This is a genomic window from Amycolatopsis sp. NBC_01286, from assembly GCF_035982555.1.
Classification (GTDB): Bacteria; Actinomycetota; Actinomycetes; order Mycobacteriales; family Pseudonocardiaceae; genus Amycolatopsis.
The window spans coordinates 3,687,762-3,705,217 of sequence record NZ_CP108428.1 but is presented as its reverse complement, the minus strand read 5'-3'; the positions used below and the strand labels follow the sequence as shown (position 1 = coordinate 3,705,217).

At 72.7% G+C, this 17,456-nt stretch carries 12 protein-coding genes; 6 read left to right on the top strand and 6 right to left on the bottom strand.

Features of this window, described 5'->3' with window-relative positions; genetic code table 11:
• The first annotated feature begins 110 nt into the window (after positions 1-110).
• Positions 111-3,389: a BTAD domain-containing putative transcriptional regulator gene (locus OG570_RS17985; RefSeq protein ID WP_326957814.1), complete on the top strand. Its 3,279-nt coding sequence runs from the start codon at positions 111-113 to the stop codon at positions 3,387-3,389.
• A gap of 352 nt (positions 3,390-3,741) precedes the next feature.
• Positions 3,742-7,386, top strand: coding sequence for a BTAD domain-containing putative transcriptional regulator (locus OG570_RS17980; protein WP_326957812.1), 3,645 nt, complete (start codon positions 3,742-3,744; stop codon positions 7,384-7,386).
• Positions 7,387-7,439: 53 nt separating this feature from the next.
• Here the strand turns inward: OG570_RS17980 and OG570_RS17975 are convergent, their stop codons facing one another.
• The 5 genes from OG570_RS17975 to OG570_RS17955 are packed head-to-tail and all read right to left on the bottom strand — an operon-like array spanning position 7,440 to position 12,396.
• A complete protein-coding gene (locus OG570_RS17975; protein WP_326957811.1) occupies positions 7,440-8,816 on the bottom strand; it encodes a GH1 family beta-glucosidase in 1,377 nt (458 codons plus the stop codon).
• Positions 8,813-9,637: a carbohydrate ABC transporter permease gene (locus OG570_RS17970; protein ID WP_326957810.1), complete on the bottom strand. Its 825-nt coding sequence runs from the start codon at positions 9,635-9,637 to the stop codon at positions 8,813-8,815. The genes OG570_RS17975 and OG570_RS17970 overlap by 4 nt, the downstream gene beginning before the upstream one ends.
• Positions 9,634-10,539: a carbohydrate ABC transporter permease gene (locus OG570_RS17965; protein WP_247057767.1), complete on the bottom strand. Its 906-nt coding sequence runs from the start codon at positions 10,537-10,539 to the stop codon at positions 9,634-9,636. Before OG570_RS17965 ends, OG570_RS17970 begins: the two co-directional genes overlap by 4 nt.
• A 6-nt stretch (positions 10,540-10,545) precedes the next feature.
• Complete coding sequence (locus OG570_RS17960; RefSeq protein WP_326957808.1) at positions 10,546-11,802, bottom strand: extracellular solute-binding protein; 1,257 nt, start codon at positions 11,800-11,802, stop codon at positions 10,546-10,548.
• A gap of 15 nt (positions 11,803-11,817) precedes the next feature.
• A complete protein-coding gene (locus tag OG570_RS17955; RefSeq protein WP_247057771.1) occupies positions 11,818-12,396 on the bottom strand; it encodes a helix-turn-helix transcriptional regulator in 579 nt (192 codons plus the stop codon).
• A 189-nt stretch (positions 12,397-12,585) separates the two neighbouring features.
• Between OG570_RS17955 and OG570_RS17950 the strand changes: the two genes are divergently transcribed.
• From OG570_RS17950 to OG570_RS17940, 3 genes are read left to right on the top strand one after another with little or no spacing between them, the layout of a single operon-like run.
• Entirely contained in the window at positions 12,586-13,764 is a 1,179-nt protein-coding gene (locus OG570_RS17950) for a glycoside hydrolase family 3 N-terminal domain-containing protein (protein ID WP_326957806.1), read from the top strand.
• A gap of 48 nt (positions 13,765-13,812) precedes the next feature.
• Entirely contained in the window at positions 13,813-14,682 is an 870-nt protein-coding gene (locus OG570_RS17945; RefSeq protein WP_326957804.1) for an oxidoreductase, read from the top strand.
• Complete coding sequence (locus OG570_RS17940) at positions 14,682-15,089, top strand: hypothetical protein (protein ID WP_247057777.1); 408 nt, start codon at positions 14,682-14,684, stop codon at positions 15,087-15,089. The genes OG570_RS17945 and OG570_RS17940 overlap by 1 nt, the downstream gene beginning before the upstream one ends.
• Here the strand turns inward: OG570_RS17940 and OG570_RS17935 are convergent.
• Positions 15,067-16,368: an MFS transporter gene (locus OG570_RS17935; protein ID WP_326957802.1), complete on the bottom strand. Its 1,302-nt coding sequence runs from the start codon at positions 16,366-16,368 to the stop codon at positions 15,067-15,069. The genes OG570_RS17940 and OG570_RS17935 overlap by 23 nt on opposite strands.
• Positions 16,369-16,459: 91 nt before the next feature.
• Here OG570_RS17935 and OG570_RS17930 point away from each other — a divergent pair, with 91 nt between their 5' ends.
• On the top strand, positions 16,460-17,407 hold the full coding sequence (locus tag OG570_RS17930) for an Lrp/AsnC family transcriptional regulator (RefSeq protein ID WP_326957800.1): 948 nt from the start codon (positions 16,460-16,462) through the stop codon (positions 17,405-17,407).
• Positions 17,408-17,456: the final 49 nt, after the last annotated feature.

Below are 17,456 nucleotides of genomic sequence, written 5' to 3'. Positions count from 1 at the left end.
TAGCCGTTGCCCGAATGTCCGCCATCCTTGCCTGCGGGTTCACGACCGCCGCGTATGCTCACCTCAGGCATCCGGCGCGTGACGATACGTCAGCGCACGAAGGGAGACCGATGTCGGCTGCGGACAGCGCCGCACCGAGACTCCGATTGCTGGGTCCCGTACAAGCTTGGCGAGGCGACACCGAGCTCGACCTCGGCTCCGCGCACCGGCGCACGGTCCTCGCCGCACTGGCGATGAACCCCAACCGCACGGTCTCGCGCGAGGAGCTGATCGACGCCGTCTGGGGCGAGGCGCCCCCGCAGAGCGCGCAGGGTTCGATCTACACCTACGTCTCCGGGCTGCGGCGCTCGCTCGAGCCCGGCCGCGCCAAGGGTGCCAAGGGTGAGGGCCCGCAGCTGCTCGCGTCGATCGGGTCCGGCTACTCCCTCTGCCTGGACGCCGAGGCGATCGACGTCCACCACTTCGAGGCCCTGCGCGAGCAGGCCCAGCGCCGGCAGTCCGCCGGCGACCTGCGCGGCGCGCGCGAAACCCTCGACGAGGCCCTGGGCCTCTGGCACGGCGTCCCGCTGTCCGGGCTGCCCGGGCCGTTCGCGGCCGCCCAGCGCGCCCGGCTCGGCGAGGTGCGGCTGGCGACGATCGAACGCCGCGCCGAGATCGTGCTGGAGTCCGGCGGGCACCACGAGCTCGTCGCCGAGCTGACCGCGCTGACCCGCGAGCACCCCTTCCGCGAGACGCTGCGCGGCCTGCTCATGCGCGCGCTGGCCCGGTCCGACCGGCGGACCGAGGCGATCGCGGTGTACGTCGACGTCCGCGACAGGCTGGTCGAGTCGTCGGGCACCGAGCCGGGCCCGGCGCTGCGGCGGCTGTACGAAGAACTGCTGGACAAGCCCGCCGAGCCGCCGGCCCCGAGGCCGGCGCCGCCCGCCCGCGTGACACGGTTCCCGGTCGCGTCACTTCCGGACCGCACGGACGTCTTCGTCGGCCGGGACGCCGAGCTGGCGCTGCTGCGCGAGGCCGTCGCCGACCTGCTCGACGGGACCGGCCGGTCGCTGTGGCTGGAAGGCGAACCGGGCAGCGGCCGGACCGCGCTGCTGGCCGAAGTGCTCGCCACGGCGCAGGAAGCCGACGTGAAGCCCGCTTTCGCCGCCGCCGACGCGCTGGATCAGCGGTTCGCGCTGCGGCCGTTGCTCGACGCGCTGGGCGTGCACCCGCGGGCCACCGACGAGCGCCGCTCGGACCTCGCCGTCCGCCTCTCCGAGCAGCCCGGCGAAGACCCGGTCGACGGCCTGCTCGGCCTCGTCCGCGAGCTGTGCGCGGAGGCGCCGCTGGTGCTCGCGGTCGACGACCTGCAGTGGGCGGACGACTCGACGTTGCGCGTCTGGCGGTACCTGAGCCGGGAGACGCGGGACCTGCCGCTGCTGCTCGTCGGCGCGTGCCGGCCGGTGCCGCGGCTGTCCGCGCTCGACGACCTGCGCGGCGAGCTGGACGCCGACACCACCACCGTGCTCACGCTGCCGCCGCTCGCCGAGAGCGCCACGCTCGAGCTCGCCACCGAGCTGGTGGGCGCGCCGCCGGGGCCCGGGCTGCAGCTGCTGGTGTCGTACGCGGCCGGGAACCCGCGCTACGTCCGCGAAGTCGTCGAGACGCTGCTGGCGCAGTCGATGATCGTGCTCGACGGCGTGCACGCGCACCTGGACGGCAACTCGTGCCAGAACATCCCGTCCCCGCTGGGGTCGCGGATCACGCTGTACCTGAGCTTCCTCTCCAGCGGCACGCGCGACACCCTGCGCTGGGCCGCGCTGCTGGGCCGCGAGTTCTCGTTGTCCGACATCGCGGTCGCCACCGAGCGGCCGCCGACGTCGCTCGTGGGCGCGGTCGACGAGGCGATCACCTCCGGCGTGCTCGTCGAGTCCGGTGACCGGGTGGCGTTCCGGCACCCGTTGCTGCGCCGCGTGCTCTACGAAAAGACCCCCGCGGCGATGCGCGTCGCGTTGCACCGGCAGCTGGCCGAGGCCTTCGCGACGGCGGGCGCGCCCGCGGACCGCGTCGCCGAGCAGCTCGCCGCGGCGCCGGCCCAGGTCGACCCGTGGGTCGTCGGCTGGCTGCTGGAGAACATCGGCACGGTCGCGACCGAAACCCCGCGCGTCGCCGTAGATCTGCTGCGTCACGCCGTCACGCAGGGGGCGCTGCAGCAGGAAGCGCGGGAGACGCTCACCGCGACGCTGGCCCGGCTGCTGTTCTGGCTCGGGCGCGAACCCGAGGCCGAAGCGCGCTCGGTCGTCGCGCGGACGTCCGACAGCAGGCGCGCGGCCGAGATGCGCTGGATCCTGGCCTACATCTACTACCGCCGCGGCGACTTCGCCGAGGCGACGGCCGAGGTGAAGCGGACCCTCGACGACGTGGACGTCCCGGAGATGTGGCGCGGGCGGCACGAGTCGCTGCTGACCACGCTGGAACGGCTGGGCGACGACCCTGGCGCGGTGCTGGTGCCCGCCGGGCTGCACCCGCTGGACGACGCGGCGCTGTCCGTGCCGAACCTCGACAGCCTCGACGAAGCCGCCGAGCCGCTCGACGCCGCCCGCCGGCTCGCCGCGACCCGCGCGGTGCCGGGCGAGATGCACCTGGCCGGCGCGGTGCACTACTACTGGCTCGGCCGCTGGCCGGAGGCGCTGGCCGAGCTGGACGCGGTGATCCGCGACGGCGCGGAAACCGCTTCCTACGTGTTGCGCAGCCCGGGTTCGGCGCTGCTCGTGCACGGCGTCGGCGCGCTGATCGCCGGGCACCGCGGTGAGCCGGGGCAGGCCCGGACGCACCTCGAAGCGGCCAGCCGGCAGCAGTTCCCGAAGGGTCTCGAACCCGACGGCGGCGACTTCCTGCTCGCGGCGCGGTCGCTGCTGGCCGAGCAAGACGGCCGGCCCGAAGAAGCCTTGGCGGCGCTGCTGCCGCTGCTGGAGGAGAACTACCCGCCGGCCGCGCGGCACCAGTGGCTGCCCGACCTCGTCCGGCTCGCCGGACAGCTCGGCGACCAGCAGCACGCGCACCAGGCGTTGCGGCTGCTCGAACCCGAGGGCGACGTCCCGCCCGCGCACGCGGCCGCGGCCGCGCACTGCCGGGGCTTGGTGACGGGCGACCCGGAACCGGTCCTGACGGCGGCGGAGCACTACCGCGCGGCGGGCCGGCTGCTCAAGCAGGCCAAGGCGACCGAGGACGCGGCGATCCTGCTGGCCGAGTCGGACCGCCTGGACGACGCCCGCACGGCGTTCCGCGCCGCGCTGACGATCTACACGGGCATCGGCGCGGTCTGGGACGTCCGGCGCGCGGAGGCCCGGATGCAGCCGTTCGGGATCCGGCGGGCCAACTCGGTCCGCTCCCGTGCCGCCGGCGAGTGACAACGACGTCATCGATGTCCCGCCAGGCGTGATCAGCACGCCGGCACGCGTGATTGCGGAGCCGACACGCGTGATTGAAGGGTCGACACGGGCGTTCGCCGTGTCGACCTTCCAGACACGCGTGTCGACTCGCCAATCACGCGTGTCGACCCTTCCGTCACGGGGCGGTCAGGGCCCTGGCCTGGGCCGTCCACCAGGGCATACGCCGGTGGCGACCGCTCGCGGCTTTCCGGCCGCCGGGGCGTGATCACGGGCTTGCCAGGTCAGTAAGCTCCCCGGAGTAGGTCAACCCGATCGGGTGTTGCCACGTCGGTAAAGTCGACGGAGAAGTCGGTACCGAGAACGGAACGACATGCCAGGGGATGCGGACACCGGTCTGCGAGTGGGCGTGCTCGGCCCGCTGCGGGCCTGGCGCGGGACGGCCGAGATCGGCCTCGGCCCCGCTCGTCAGCGCGCGATCTTCGCCGTGCTCGCGGTCAACGCCGGCCGTCCCGTCCCGCGTGCCGAGCTGATCGCCGGCGTCTGGGGCGATTCCGCGCCCGCGAGCGTCGAAGGCAGCGTCCACACCTACGTCTCCGGCCTGCGCCGGGCACTGGAACCGGACCGCTCGCGCTGGTCGGCGTCGAGCGTCCTGGTGTCGGAAACGGCCGGGTACTCCCTGCTGCTCGACGACGACGCGCTCGACGCGGCCGTGTTCGAGCGTCACCGCGAACGCGCGCAGCGGCACCTCGAGCAGGGCGACCCGCGGGCCGCCGTCACCGAACTGGACGCGGCCTTGGCGCTCTGGCAGGGCGAAGCGCTCTCCGGTGTCCCGGGCGGGTTCGCCGAGCGGCACCGCGAATACCTCGCCGAGCTGCGGCTGGCCACGCTGGAACAGCGGGCCGAGGCCCTGCTCGCGCTCGGCGGCCACCTCGACCTGGCGCCCGAGCTGGCCGTGCTGGCCGGGGAGAACCCGCTGCGGGAGTCCCTGCGCGAGTCGCTCATGCTCGCCCTCTACCGCAGCGGCCGCCACGGTGACGCCCTCGACGTCTTCCGCGACGCCCGCACGACGTTGATCGGCGAGCTGGGCGTCGAGCCCGGGCCGGCGTTGCAGCGGCTCCAGCAGCAGATCCTCGCCCAGGACCCGGCCCTCGACGCGCCCGCGGTGGTCGCGCCGCCCGCGCCCGTTCCGGCGCCGCGGCACCGGCTTTTCGGCCGGGAGACAGAAACCGCACGGCTCGCGGAGCTCGTCACCGACGTCCGGGCCGGCCGCGGCCGCGCCGTCTGGATCGAGGGCGAAGCCGGGATCGGCAAGTCCGAGCTGCTCGCCGACTCGCTGACCGGCGGCCCGGGTTTCCAGCTGCTGTGGGCGGCCGCCGACGAGCTGAGCACCCGGTTCCCGCTGCAGGTCATGATGGAGTGCCTGGAGATCGACGCGCACTCCCCCGACCCGCGGCGCGCGCGGGTGGCGAAGGAGCTTGCGGGCGAGGGCCCGGTGCGGCGCAGCTGGGGCCCGGCCGACCCGGTGCTCGGCGCCGTCGACCGGCTGCTGGTCCTGGTCGACGAGCTCTGCGCGCAGACGCCGCAGGTGCTGGTGGTCGACGACCTGCAGTGGGCCGACGAGGCGTCCGTGCTGGTCTGGCACCGGCTCTGCGCGGCGACGCGGCAGCTCCCCCTGCTGCTGGTGGCCGCGACCCGGCCGGCGCCGGACCGCGCCGAGCTCGCCCAGCTGCGCCGCGGCGTCCAGGCGCGCGACGGCGTGGTGCTCGACCTCACGCCGTTGAGCGGCGACGACGTCGGCCGCCTCATCGAGGACCAGATCGGCGCGGTACCCGGGCCCGGCCTGCGTGAGCTGGCCGCCCGTGGTGCGGGAAACCCGTTGTACGTCAAGGAGATGGTCGACGTCCTGCTGCGCGCCGGCGCGGTCGAGGTGACCGGCGGCGAGGCCGACGTCGACGATCCCGAGGAGTTCGAGGCACCGCGGTCGCTGGTCGCCGCGGTCGACCGGCGGCTCGACTTCCTGCCCGCGCGGACGCAGGAGGTGCTGCGCTGGGGCGCGTTGCTGGGCATGGAGTTCGCCGTCGGGGACATCGCCGCGGTGCTCGGCTCCCGGCCGTCGGACCTGCTGGAGCCGCTGGAAGAAGCCGTCGCGGCGAACGTGCTCATCGACACCGGCACGCAGCTCGCGTTCCGGCACCCCTTGCTGCGGCAGGCGTTGTACAACCGGCTGCTGCCCGGGACGCGCGCGGCGCTGCACCGGCAGGCGGCCGAGGCGCTGGCCCGGATCGGCGCCCCGGTCAAGCGGGTCGCCGAGCAGCTGGTGGCCGCACCGGCCACAGTGGACGAATGGGTGCTCGACTGGCTGGCCGGGCACCACGCGGCCGTCTCGAACCGGGCGCCGCTGATCGCCGTCGAGCTGCTCGAACGCGCGCTGGCCGACGGCGCGAGCGACGACCCACGCCGGGAGGTCCTGCTCGTCGCGCTGGTCAAGGTGCTGTTCCGGCTGGAGCGCAACCCGGAATCCCTGGCGCAGCAAGCACTCGAGGTCGCCACCGAGCCCGACGCCGTCGAGGAGATGCGGCACGTGCTCGCGGCCCTGCGGCACCGCCGCGGCGACACCGACGGCGCGGTCGCGACGCTCGGCGCGTCGGCCGACGACCCGGCCGTTCCGGAGCTCTGGCGCGTCCGGCACCGGCAGCTGCTGGCGAACTTCCGCCGCGGCGATCTGTCCGATTTGGACACAGCGGAGAAGGCGGCGCGCGAGACGAAGGAGCAGGCCGGCGGCGACCGCTACCTCACCGCGCACGCGCTGCAGTCGTTGTGGCTGGTGGACTCGGTGCGCCGCGAGCACGACAGCGCGCTCGAGCACATCGACGCGGCGATCGAGGCCGTCGGCGACGAGCACGAGCTGGCCGACCTGCACCTCGACCTGCTCGACAACCGCGTCTTCACGCTGCAGAACCTCGACCGGCTCGCCGAGGCGGGCGAAGCGCTGCGCACGGCGGGCGACGTCGCGGCGCGGCACGCGATGCCGGTCGGGCTGCAGGTTTCCGTCGCGGTGCACCGGTACTGGGACGGGAGCTGGGACGAGGCGCTGGTCGAGCTGGACACGGTCACCGAGGACGGCCCGGCGATCACGTTCTACGGCCTGCGCGAACCCGGCCCGGCGGCGTTGCTCCTGCACGGCGTCGCGGCGCTGATCGCGGGAAGGCGCGACGACCGCGCGCAGGCGGCAGCGCACCTGGACGCGGCGGAGGAATACGCCCCGGCGACCGGCGCCGAGCGCGAGAGCTTCGACTTCCTGCTGGTCGCCGACGCCCTCGCGGCCGAGCAGCGCGGCGACCGGGTGCGGGCGCTGCAGATCCTCGAGCCGATCCTGAACCCGACGTACGCGCAGATGATGCTGCGCCACCAGTGGCTCCCGGCCTTCGTCCGGCTGGCGATGGAGCAGGACGACCGCGACCGCGCGGTGCGGGCGCTGGACGTCTGCGACGAGGAGGCGGCGAAGGAACGCCGGCCGGCGCGGGCGCTCGCCGCGGCGTCGTGGTGCCGCGGCCTGATCGAGGAGGACCCGAGCCCGGTGCTCGACACGGCGGAGCACTTCCGTTCGGTCGGCCGCCGCCCGGAACTGGCGTCGGCGCTGGAGGACGCGGCCGTGCTGCTGGCTCGCGCGGGCCGGCTGGACGCGGCCCAGGCGGCGTACGAGGAGGCGGCCGAGCTGTACACGGCGTTGTCGGCCCGCTGGGACCTGCGCCGCGCGGAGACGCGCCTGCGCCGCCTGGGCGTCCGCCGCGGGGCGCTGTTCTCACCGATCCGCCCGGGCCACGGCTGGGAGTCCCTCACGCCGATCGAGGTCCGCATCGCCAGCCTGGTCGCGGAGGGCCGCTCGAACCCGGACATCGCGGCGGAGCTGTCGCTGCCCCGCCGGACAGTGCAGGCCCACGTGGCTCGGTTGCTGGGCAAGCTGGAGACGCCGTCGCGGTCTGGGGTGGCGGACGCTTTCCGCCGGCGTTCCTGAGTCTGCCGCGGCTTGTCGTGAGTGTTTAGGGCGGTTCTAACCGCCCTAAACACTCACGACAAGTCTGGCAGAGCGTTGGCCGTGGCGATCCGCCCCAGGAAGTGCCCGGAGTCCTTGACCGTCCGGACCTGCGTTTCGAAGTCGACGTGGACCAGGCCGAAGCGTTGTGAGTAGCCCATCGCCCACTCGAAGTTGTCCAGCAGGGACCACGCGAAGTAGCCGCGCACGTCCGCGCCACCAACGATCGCGGCGTGGACCGCGCGGACGTGGGAGTCGAGGTACGCGACGCGGGCAGCGTCGTGGACCCGGCCGTCGACGACTTTGTCCACAAAGGACGCGCCGTTCTCCGCCACCACCAGCGGCAGCCCGCCGGAGCGGGTGGAAATCCAGCTCAGCAGGGAAGTCAGCGTCTCGGGTGACTGCTCCCAGCCGAACGCCGTCAGCGGCGGACGAGCCGGGAGCACGTCCAGGCCTCGCAGCCCCGGCAACGGGCAGTTGCTGGGCGCCGACGGGTCCGCGAGCGGCGTCACTCGCGCCGGGGCGTAGTAGTTGACCCCGAGCCAGTCGACGGCCGCCGCGATGGTGTCCGTGTCGCCGTCCCGGACCGCCGCGGCGAAGCGGCCGCCGTGGTGCGCGACGTCCGCCACGACGTCCGCGGGGTAGCCCTTGCCCAGCACCGGGTCCAGGAAGAACCGGTTGTGGATGCCGTCGAACTTCCGCGCCGCTTCGACGTGGGCCGGTGACGAGCCGTCCGCGATGGCCGGGGCGAAGTTCAGCGCCAGCGAGAACTCGTGGCCCGGCCGCGCCTGCTCCGTCAACGCGCGGGTCGCCAGGCCGTGGCCGAGCAGCAGGTGGTGCGCCGCGACCAACGCCGTGTCGTGGTCCTGGACGCCCGGCGCGTGCACGCCGCTGCCGTAACCCAGGAAGGCCGCGCAGAACGGCTCGTTGATCGTCGTCCACTGGTCGACGCGGTCGCCGAGCGCGTCGTGGACCACCGCCGCGTACTCCGCGAACCGGAACGCCGTGTCGCGCGACGGCCAGCCGCCCGCGTCCTCCAGCGCCTGCGGCAGGTCCCAGTGGTAGAGCGTCAGCACCGGCGTGACGTCGCGGCTCAGCAGCTCGTCGACCAGCCGGTCGTAGAACGCCAGACCGGCAGCCGACGTCGTCACTCCGTCGGGCATGATCCGCGGCCACGCCACCGAGAAGCGGTACGCCCCGAGGCCCAGGCCGGCCAGCAGGCCGACGTCCTCGGGGTAGCGGTGGTAGTGGTCGCAGGCGACCTCGCCGGACGCGCCGTCGAGGACCTTGCCCTCGGTGGCCGCGAAGGTGTCCCAGATGGACGGTCCGCGGCCGCCTTCGGTGACGCCGCCCTCGACCTGGTAGGACGCGGTCGCCGCGCCCCACCGGAAACCCGCCGGAAACTCCGTCACACTGGCGCCCCTCTCAGGATCCCCCGGACGACGTACCGGCCGAGCAGCAGGAACGCCACGATGACGGGCAGCACGCCCACGGTCGCCCCGGTCAGCATCAGCGCGTAGTCGGTGTAGTACCCGCTGGCCAGCTGCGACAGCGCGACCTGCACGGTCGGTGTCTCGTTGGGGTCGAGTACCACCAGCGGCCAGAAGTAGTCGTTCCACGTCGCCATGAACGTCAGCATCGCGAGCACCGCGGCCTGCGGGCGCAATGACGGCACCGCGACGTGCCAGTAGGTGCGCAGGATCGAGCAGCCGTCGACGGTCGCCGCGTCGACGAGGTCGGCGCTGATCGCGTTCTCGCAGGCCTGCCGCATCCAGAACACGCTGAACGCGCTGACCAGCCCGGGCACGATCACCGCTTCGAGCCGGCCGTACCAGCCGAGGTCGCCGACGACGAGGTAGAGCGGGATCACGCCGAGCTGTGCCGGCACCATCGCCGAGCCGACGACGAGCAGGAACAGCGTGTTGCGGCCGGGGAACCGCAGCCGCGCGAAGGCGAACCCGGCCAGGCTGGCCAGAACAACGTTCGACACCATCACCGTGCCCGAGACGATCAGCGAGTTGCCGATCGCGAGCCAGAAGTCGACGGTGTCGAAGACCCGGCGCACGTTCTCGAAGAGGTGCCCGCCCGGCAGGAGCAGCGGCGACGTCTCCCCGATCGCCGAGTTGTCCCTTGTGGACACCACGAACGACCAGTACAGCGGGAACATGGACGCGCCGAGCACGCCGATCAGCAGGGCGTAGACCCAGGCGCCCGGCCGCCGCCGGGCCGTCACGCCGACCTCACGAACCGGCGCACCAGCCGGTAGTTGACCAGCGCGAACAGCACGCAGACGACGAACAGCACCCAGGTCAGCGCGGCCGCGTAACCGGCGTCGAAGTGCGTGAAGCCCTTCTCGTACAAGTACATCGTCACCGTCTGGAACTGGCGGTCGTTGCCGCCGGTACCGCCGGAGCCGCCGGAGTCGAACAGCTGCGGCTCGGCGAACAGCTGCAGGCCGTTGACGGTGCCGGCGATGGCGGTGAAGGCGAGCGCGGGCCGGATGCCCGGCACGGTGATCGACCAGAACGTCCGCCAGCGCGACGCGCCGTCGAGCGCGGCGGCCTCGTACAGGTCCGCGGGCACGGCCTGCATCGCCGACAGGTAGATCAGCGCGTTGTAGCCGGTCCAGCGCCACAGCACCATCGACGCCACCGCGACGTGCGACGACCAGGTGCTCGCCTGCCAGTTGACCGGGGCGACGCCGAACCAGCCGAGGACCTCGTTGACGACGCCGTAGTCGCGGCTGAACAGCTGCCCGAACACGAGCCCCACGGCGACCACCGACACGACGTTCGGCAGCAGGATCCCGGTGCGCCACCAGGTCGCGGCCCGCAGCGGCCGGTCGAGCAGCGCCGCGATCCCCAGCGCCAGCAGGAACTCCGGGACGGCGGCGAGCACGAAGATGCCGACCGTGTTGGCCAGCGCGTTGTAGAAGCGAGGGTCGGTGAGCAGCTCGCCGTAGTTGGCGAGCCCGAGGTAGCCCTGGTCGCCGTCGAGCAGGTTCCAGTCGTGCAGCGACACCCAGATCGTGTAGAGCAGCGGGAACGCGCCGAAGACGACGAACAGCCCGAAGAAGGGCGCGATGAGCAGCAACGGCGTGACCTTGCGGTCGAAACGGGCGAGCCGGTGCTGCACGCGGAGCTACTTCAGTGCTGCTTGAGCCTGCTGGACGGCGTCCGCCCAGGCCTGGTCGACGTTCTCGGTCCTGTCCTCGATCCGCCCGAGCGCGCGGCCGAACTCCGGCCGGACGTCGGCGTCGTGCAGGCCCCGGTAGTTGGGCCGCAGGGAGTCGGCCGACGCGGCGAAGATCTTGCCGGTCGGCGCGTCGTCGAAGTACGGGTCGGTGTGCGCGACGACCTGCGGGTCCTTGTAGACGGCGGGTTCGCTGGGCAGGATGCCGTCGGAGAGGAACAGCTTCTTCTGCTGCTCCGGCGCGGTCAGCCAGCGGGCCAGGTCGTACGCCTGCTGCGGGTGCTCGCTCTGCTTCGGCACGGTCAGGAACGAGCCGCCCTGGTTGCCGCTGGCGCCGGGCACGGTGGTGACGTCCCACTTGCCCTTGTTGCCGTCGCCGCCGGCCTGCTTGATCTGGCTGAGCATCCACGCGGGACACGCGATCGTGGCGAACGAGCCCTGCTTGATGGCCACGTTCCAGGCCTGGGTGAACGTCGTCGCGGCGGCCGTCTGGCCCTTCGCGGCGATGCCGCCCGAGAGGAAGAAGGCGTTGCGCACGGTCGGGTTCGTGCCGCCGATGTAGGAGTCGTCCTTCGCCGCGAAGTAGTTCTCCGGCGCCTGGTTCAGCATCGCCGTGTAGACGGTGCCCGCGGAGTCCGCGAACTTGACGTCGGGGGTCTTGTCGGTGAACCGCTGCGCGGTCGCGGCGTAGGCGGTCCAGTCGGGCATCAGCCTCGCGACCGCGTCCCGGTCCGTCGGCAGCCCGGCCGCCTGGAACAGGTCACGCCGGTAGCAGAGGGCGAGGCTGCCCATGTCGGTGCCGAGGCCCAGGACGTAGTCGCCGTCCGTCCCCTGCGCCCACTTCCATGGCGCCCACTGGTTCTGCAGGTCCCGCGCGCCGAACTGGGCGAGGTCGGCGAACTTGTCCTTCGCCTTCCGGTACTGCGGGATGTACTGCTCTTCGATCGCGACGACGTCGGCGGCCCCGTGGCCGGTGGCGAGCTGGGTCGCGAGACCCTTGTGGTGGGTGTCGAAGTCGGTGACGCGGTTCTGCACCTCGACGTCCGGGTGCAGCTTCTCGTACTCCGCGATCAGCGGCGCGTAGCCGAACTCACCGAAGGTCGCGATGGTGAGCTTGGTCTTGCCCCCGGCGTCGCTCGGGCTGCAGGCGGCGAGCAGGGCCAGCGCGGCAGCCGCCGCGGCGGTCCGGCGGACGATCGTTCCCACGTGCGTGAGCTTCCCTCAGATCACACCCGCGCGCACGGCGTACGCGACCGCGTGCGGCCGGTTGCGCAAGTTGAGCCGGTTGGTCATGGCGTAGATGACGTTCTTCACGGTCCGCTCGGAGTAGCACAGCTTGCCCGCGATCTCGGCAGTGTCCCAGCCTTCCGCCATCAAGCGAAGCACATCCACCTCGCGCGGCGTCAGCGACGCCCCGGCACCTTCGTGGGCCAGCGCCTCGACCTGGTCGCGCAGCGACGTCGTCCGGCCCCGCGCGGCGGCGAGCACGCTGTCGGTGACGCGGTCGAGCGCGGTCCGCGGCAGCACGGCGGAGACGTGGCAGTCGGCGAGCAGGCTCAGGTGCGCCGGGTCGACGTGCCCGGCGACCAGCACGATCGCGGCCGGCGACTCGGCGGCCGCGGCGCGCAGCGCGGCGATGACGTCCCGGTCGACCTGGTTCGCGGCGAACACCAGCACGGCGGCCTCACCACGGCGGGCTCGCGGCACGACCAGCAGCTCGGGACGGGATCGCAGGTGGTTGATCAGCCCGGTCAGGGCGATCGGGTCGGACGCCCACGCCGCCACGCGCACCTGGTCCATCGTGCCTCCTGGTAACCGTCATCGATTTTCTTGACGCCGCCCAGTCTGGTGAGACCGCCTTCACGAATTCTCTAACGGCGTAGTGCCGCTTCTTCAGAGTCTTCTTCACGGCCCTCTTCACGGTCCTTCACACGGCGAAGAAGGGGCGTCGACTACCGTCGTGGGGCCCGCCGACGAGTGAAGGGACCGATGAACCGCCGAAGTCTGGCTGCCCTGGGGGTGGCCCTGTGCGTCGTGGTCGTGAGTCTGCTGGTCATCGGCCTGCAACCGCGGATCGTGTCCGGTTTGGCGATCCCGCGGACGCCGCCTTCCGCGGCTCCGCCCGCACCCGCCGCGACCTCCGCACCCGCGCCGACCTCGGGTCTCGCGCGTCCCGGCGACTGCGCGTCGCTGGTGAAGAGCCTCGACGTCCGCCGGCAGGTCGCGCAGATGGTCGTCGTCGGCGTGACCGGGGACAACCCGGCCTCGACGGTCGCGCTGGTGCGCGAAAACCAGGTCGGCGGGATCTTCATCGGGGGTAACGCAACAGCGTTGTTGAAAGATCACTCACTTGACGCGGTGCAGGGCGTCGCGAAGCTCCCGGTGGCCGTTTCGGTCGACGAAGAGGGCGGCCGCGTCCAGCGCATCGACGATCTCGACGGCGACATGCCGTCCGCGCGCGAGCTGGCGAAGACGAAGACGCCGGAGCAGGTCCGCGGCATCGCCGCCGAACGCGGCCGTCAGCTCAAGGCCCGCGGCGTCACGGTGGACTTCGCGCCCGACACCGACGTCACGGACGCCCCGGACGACGACGTGATCGGCGACCGGTCCTTCAGCCCCGACCCGGCCCGCGTGAAGACGTACGCCACGGCGTTCGCCGCGGGCTTGCGCGACGCGGGTGTCCAGCCGGTGCTGAAGCACTTCCCCGGCCACGGCCACGGCTCGGGCGACTCCCACAAGGGCACCGTCGTCACGCCGCCGCTCGCGCAGCTGCGCACCGTCGACCTCGCGCCCTACCGGAACATCGCCGACTACGGCCCGGTCGCCGTGATGGTCGGCCACCTCGACGTGCCGGACTTGACGAACGGCGTCCCGGCGTCACTTTCGCCGCCCGCGTACCAGTTGCTGCGCGGCGAATTCCGCTTCACCGGGCCGATCCTGACCGACGACCTCGGCGCGATGAAGGCCATCACGGCGCAGTATTCGTTGCCGGACGCCGTCCTGAAGGCCCTGGAGGCCGGCGCGGACCAGGCGTTGTGGTCCTCCGGCGGCCGGATCGGCGAGGTGCTGGACCGGCTGGAGAAAGCTGTCGCATCGGGCGAGCTGCCGAAGACGCGCGTCCAGCAGTCGGTGACGCGGGTGCTGCGCGGCAAGGGTGTCTGCGGCTGAGCCGGATCCTCCCTAGACTCCTTCGCGGCACCTACAGCAAGGAGTGACATGTCCGATCCCGGCGGTACTTTCCTTCTCGGCGGCGAACTTTCCGTGACCCGGATGGGCTACGGCGCGATGCAGCTGGCCGGCCCCGGCGTGTGGGGACCGCCGAAGGACCACGACACCGCGGTCGCCGTGCTGCGCGAGGCCGTCGAAGCGGGTGTCACGCACATCGACACCAGCGACTACTACGGCCCGCACACCGTGAACGCCGTGATCAAGGAAGCCCTGCACCCGTACCCCGAAGCCGTCCACCTGGTCACGAAGGTCGGCGCGCGCCGCAGCGAGGACAAGGGGTGGCCGGCCGCGCTGTCGGCCGGCGAGCTGACCCAGGCGGTGCACGACAACCTGCGGAACCTGGGCCTCGACGCGCTCGACGTCGTCAACCTGCGGCTGAGCGACGCTACCGGCGGCTACCCCGTGGCGATGTCGCTGGCCGAGCCGTTCGGGGTGCTCGCGGACCTGCAGGAGAAGGGGCTGATCCGGCACCTCGGCGTCAGCCACGTGACCGCGGAGCAGCTCGACGAGGCCAAGGCGATCGCGCCGGTCGTGTGCGTCCAGAACCAGTACAACCTGGCGCACCGCGAAAACGACCCGCTCGTGGACAAGTGCGCCGCCGAAGGGATCGCCTTCGTGCCGTACTTCCCGCTCGGCGGCTTCAGCCCGCTGCAGTCGGGGCTGCTCGACGACTGCGCCGCCCGCCTCGGCGTGACGCCGATGCAGGTCGCGCTCGCGTGGCTGCTGCAGCGGTCGCCGTCGATGCTGCTGATCCCGGGCACGTCGTCGCCGGAGCACCTGCGCGAGAACCTCGCGGCCGCGGACCTGGAGCTGCCGGCGGACGTGCTCGCCGACCTCGACCGGATCGGAGCCGTCTGATGGCGGAGTGGGGCGACCTGGTCGCGTACATCAGGCAGGCCTACCGGGTGGTGCGCGACGAGCCCGACGAGATCCGCATCCGGCTGATCTTCGGCGACGAGCCGGACACCGAGAACCGCGCCCAGATCATGGTGATCGCCCGGGAGATCCTGGACCAGCGCGAGGACTGGGTGCAGATCGCGACGCCGTTCGCCCGGCACGACGAGGTCGACCTCCTCTCGGTGCTCACCGAAGTCGGCGAGTCGACCATCGTCGGCGGGGTCGCGGTGATGGGCGACCACATCGTGCTGCGGCACTCACTGCCCTTGATCAACCTGGACATCAACGAGTTCATCGACCCGCTGGAACTCGTCGCGGGCGCGGCCGAGCTGCTGGAGCAGCAGTTCACCGGACGGGACGACTACTAAGCATCGGTGCAACGGCGACCGCGGCCGCCACGGTGAGCCCGGCCGCGAGGCCGAGCGCCGCGGTCGCCGTCCCGCTGCTCAGGTAGAGCCCGCCCAGCAACGCGACGCCGAGCGTGCCGCCCAGCTGCTGCACGGCGTTGAGCAACCCGGCGGCCGAGCCCGTCTCGTGCGGCCGGACGCGGTGCAGCGCGGTGCTGAAGAACGGCACGGTGAACGTCCCCATCCCCAAGCCGCACAACGCCATCGCGCCGAGCAGCGGCCACGGGTAACCACCGAGGGCGAGGAGCAGCCCGGCCAGCAGCAGCGCCAGCCCGATGTACATCACGCGCGCGCCGAACCTCGGCACCAGCCACGTCCCGGCGAACCACGACGACACGGCGAGCCCGGCCGACAGCGGCAACAGCGTCAGCCCGGCGGTGCGGACGTCCACGCCGAGCCCGAGCTGCAGCTGCATCGGCACCACCTGCATCAGCCCGGTCATCACGGCGAAGAACAACAGCGACCCGGCGAGCGCGGCCGGGAAACCGCGGTGGGCGAACAGGCTCGGCTCGACCAGCGGCGCGCGCGTCCGGCGCTGGTGGAAGCCGAACGCCACGAGGATCACGGCCCCGGCGGCCAGCAACGGCGTCGCGCCGGGCTGGATCAGCGGGTACACCAGCAGTCCGGTGCCCGCGACGACGAGCACGGTGCCGGCGACGTCGAGCTTCGGCCGCGTCTCGGCGCGGTCCTCCCGGAGGAGCCTCGCCGCGACCAGCACCGCGAGGCCGAGCGGGACGTTGACGAGGAACACCGCCCGCCACGACACCGCCTGCGTCAGCAGGCCGCCGAGCAGCGGGCCGGAGACGGCGGACAGGCCCATCACCGGGCCGATGGTGCCGAGGGCCTTCGCGAGTTGGTCGCCGTCGAAGAGCGCGCGGATCAGGCCGACGGTCTGCGGGATGATCAACGCCGCCGCCGCGCCCTGCACCGCGCGGGCGCCGATCAGGAAGCCCGCTCCGGGAGCGGCCGCGCAGGCGAGGGAGGCGAGCACGAAGGCCGTCACGCCGAGCTTGAAGACCTTGGCGCGGCCGAGGACGTCGCCGAGGCGGCCGCCGGTGATCAGGAAGACCGCGAACGGCAGGGTGTAGGCCGCGCTGAACCACGGGACGTCGGCGGCGGGGCCGGGCAGGTGCGCGTGGATCACCGGGCCGGCGACCTGGACGATCGTGGCGTCGAGCAGGTTCATCGCCTCGGCGGTGAGCAGCACGGCGAGCGCGGCCCAGCGGGTCTTGGTCAGCATGGGGCCCACTGTGCAGTTCGGGCGTCGATTGGTTCCAGGTACTGCTCCGACTTGGCTGATTTCTGCCACCGGGTGCGCTTGACTGAGAAATATGACCACCGCCTTGGATGAGGTCGACTACGCCCTCGTGCACGCGCTGCAGCTCGACGGCCGGGCGCCGTTCACGAAGATCGGCGACGTCCTCGGGGTGTCGGCGCAGACCGTCGCGCGGCGCTACCGCCGTCTCCGCGCGGAGGCGGCGCTGCGGGTGGTCGGCCTGCCGGACCCGCACCGCGCCGGGCACGCCGAGTGGATGGTCCGGCTGACGGCGACCCCGCACACCGCGCAGGACCTCGCCCACCAGCTCGCGCGGCGCGCCGACACGGCGTGGATCAAGCTGATGTCCGGGAGCACGGAGATCTGCGTGAACGTCCAGACCCCGGTGGGCGCGCACGCGCTGCTGCTGCGCGACATCCCGCGCACGGCGAGCATCACGGCGGTGTCGGCGCACCAGGTCCTGCACCGCTACTTCGGCGGCCCGACGGCGTGGTCGGGCCGGACGGCCACGTTGTCCCCGGCCCAGATCGAGGCGCTGACGCCGGCCCACGCGGGCGACGGCAAGCCGTTGACGCCCGACGACGACGCCCTGATGGCCGCGTTGCAGCACGACGGCCGGACGGGCCTGGCCGAGCTGGCCACGGCCACGGGCTGGTCCCCCGCGACGGTCGCCCGCCGCCTGGCGGACCTCCAGGCCGGCGGCACGATGTTCTTCGACCTGGAGATCAGCCCCACGGTCCTCGGCGCGACGACGCAGGCGCTGCTGTGGATGTCGGTGGCGCCGGCGCACGTCGAGCGCGTCGGGAAGGCGCTGGCGACCCACCCGGAACTGGCGGTGGTCCTGGCCACGACGGGCCCGGCGAACCTGGTGGCCCACGCACTGTGCCCCGACGCGGCGGCGTTGCACCGGTACCTGACCGAACGCCTGGGCTCACTGGAGGAGATCCGGACCCTGGAGACGGCACCGGTGCTGCGCACCCTCAAGGCCGCCGCGACCCGCTGACCCGCACTTCCGAAGTCCGTGAATGCCACATTGAGGGACACTAGGTCCC

Bases quoted from the DNA above. Each gene is read 5' to 3' on its own strand.
- OG570_RS17940 (WP_247057777.1), top strand. From the start codon at position 14,682: ATGGCGGAGTGGGGCGACCTGGTCGCGTACATCAGGCAGGCCTACCGG.
- OG570_RS17945 (WP_326957804.1), top strand. From the start codon at position 13,813: ATGTCCGATCCCGGCGGTACTTTCCTTCTCGGCGGCGAACTTTCCGTG.
- OG570_RS17930 (WP_326957800.1), top strand. From the start codon at position 16,460: ATGACCACCGCCTTGGATGAGGTCGACTACGCCCTCGTGCACGCGCTG.
- OG570_RS17935 (WP_326957802.1), bottom strand. From the start codon at position 16,368: ATGCTGACCAAGACCCGCTGGGCCGCGCTCGCCGTGCTGCTCACCGCC.
- OG570_RS17955 (WP_247057771.1), bottom strand. From the start codon at position 12,396: ATGGACCAGGTGCGCGTGGCGGCGTGGGCGTCCGACCCGATCGCCCTG.
- OG570_RS17985 (WP_326957814.1), top strand. From the start codon at position 111: ATGTCGGCTGCGGACAGCGCCGCACCGAGACTCCGATTGCTGGGTCCC.
- OG570_RS17980 (WP_326957812.1), top strand. From the start codon at position 3,742: ATGCCAGGGGATGCGGACACCGGTCTGCGAGTGGGCGTGCTCGGCCCG.
- OG570_RS17950 (WP_326957806.1), top strand. From the start codon at position 12,586: ATGAACCGCCGAAGTCTGGCTGCCCTGGGGGTGGCCCTGTGCGTCGTG.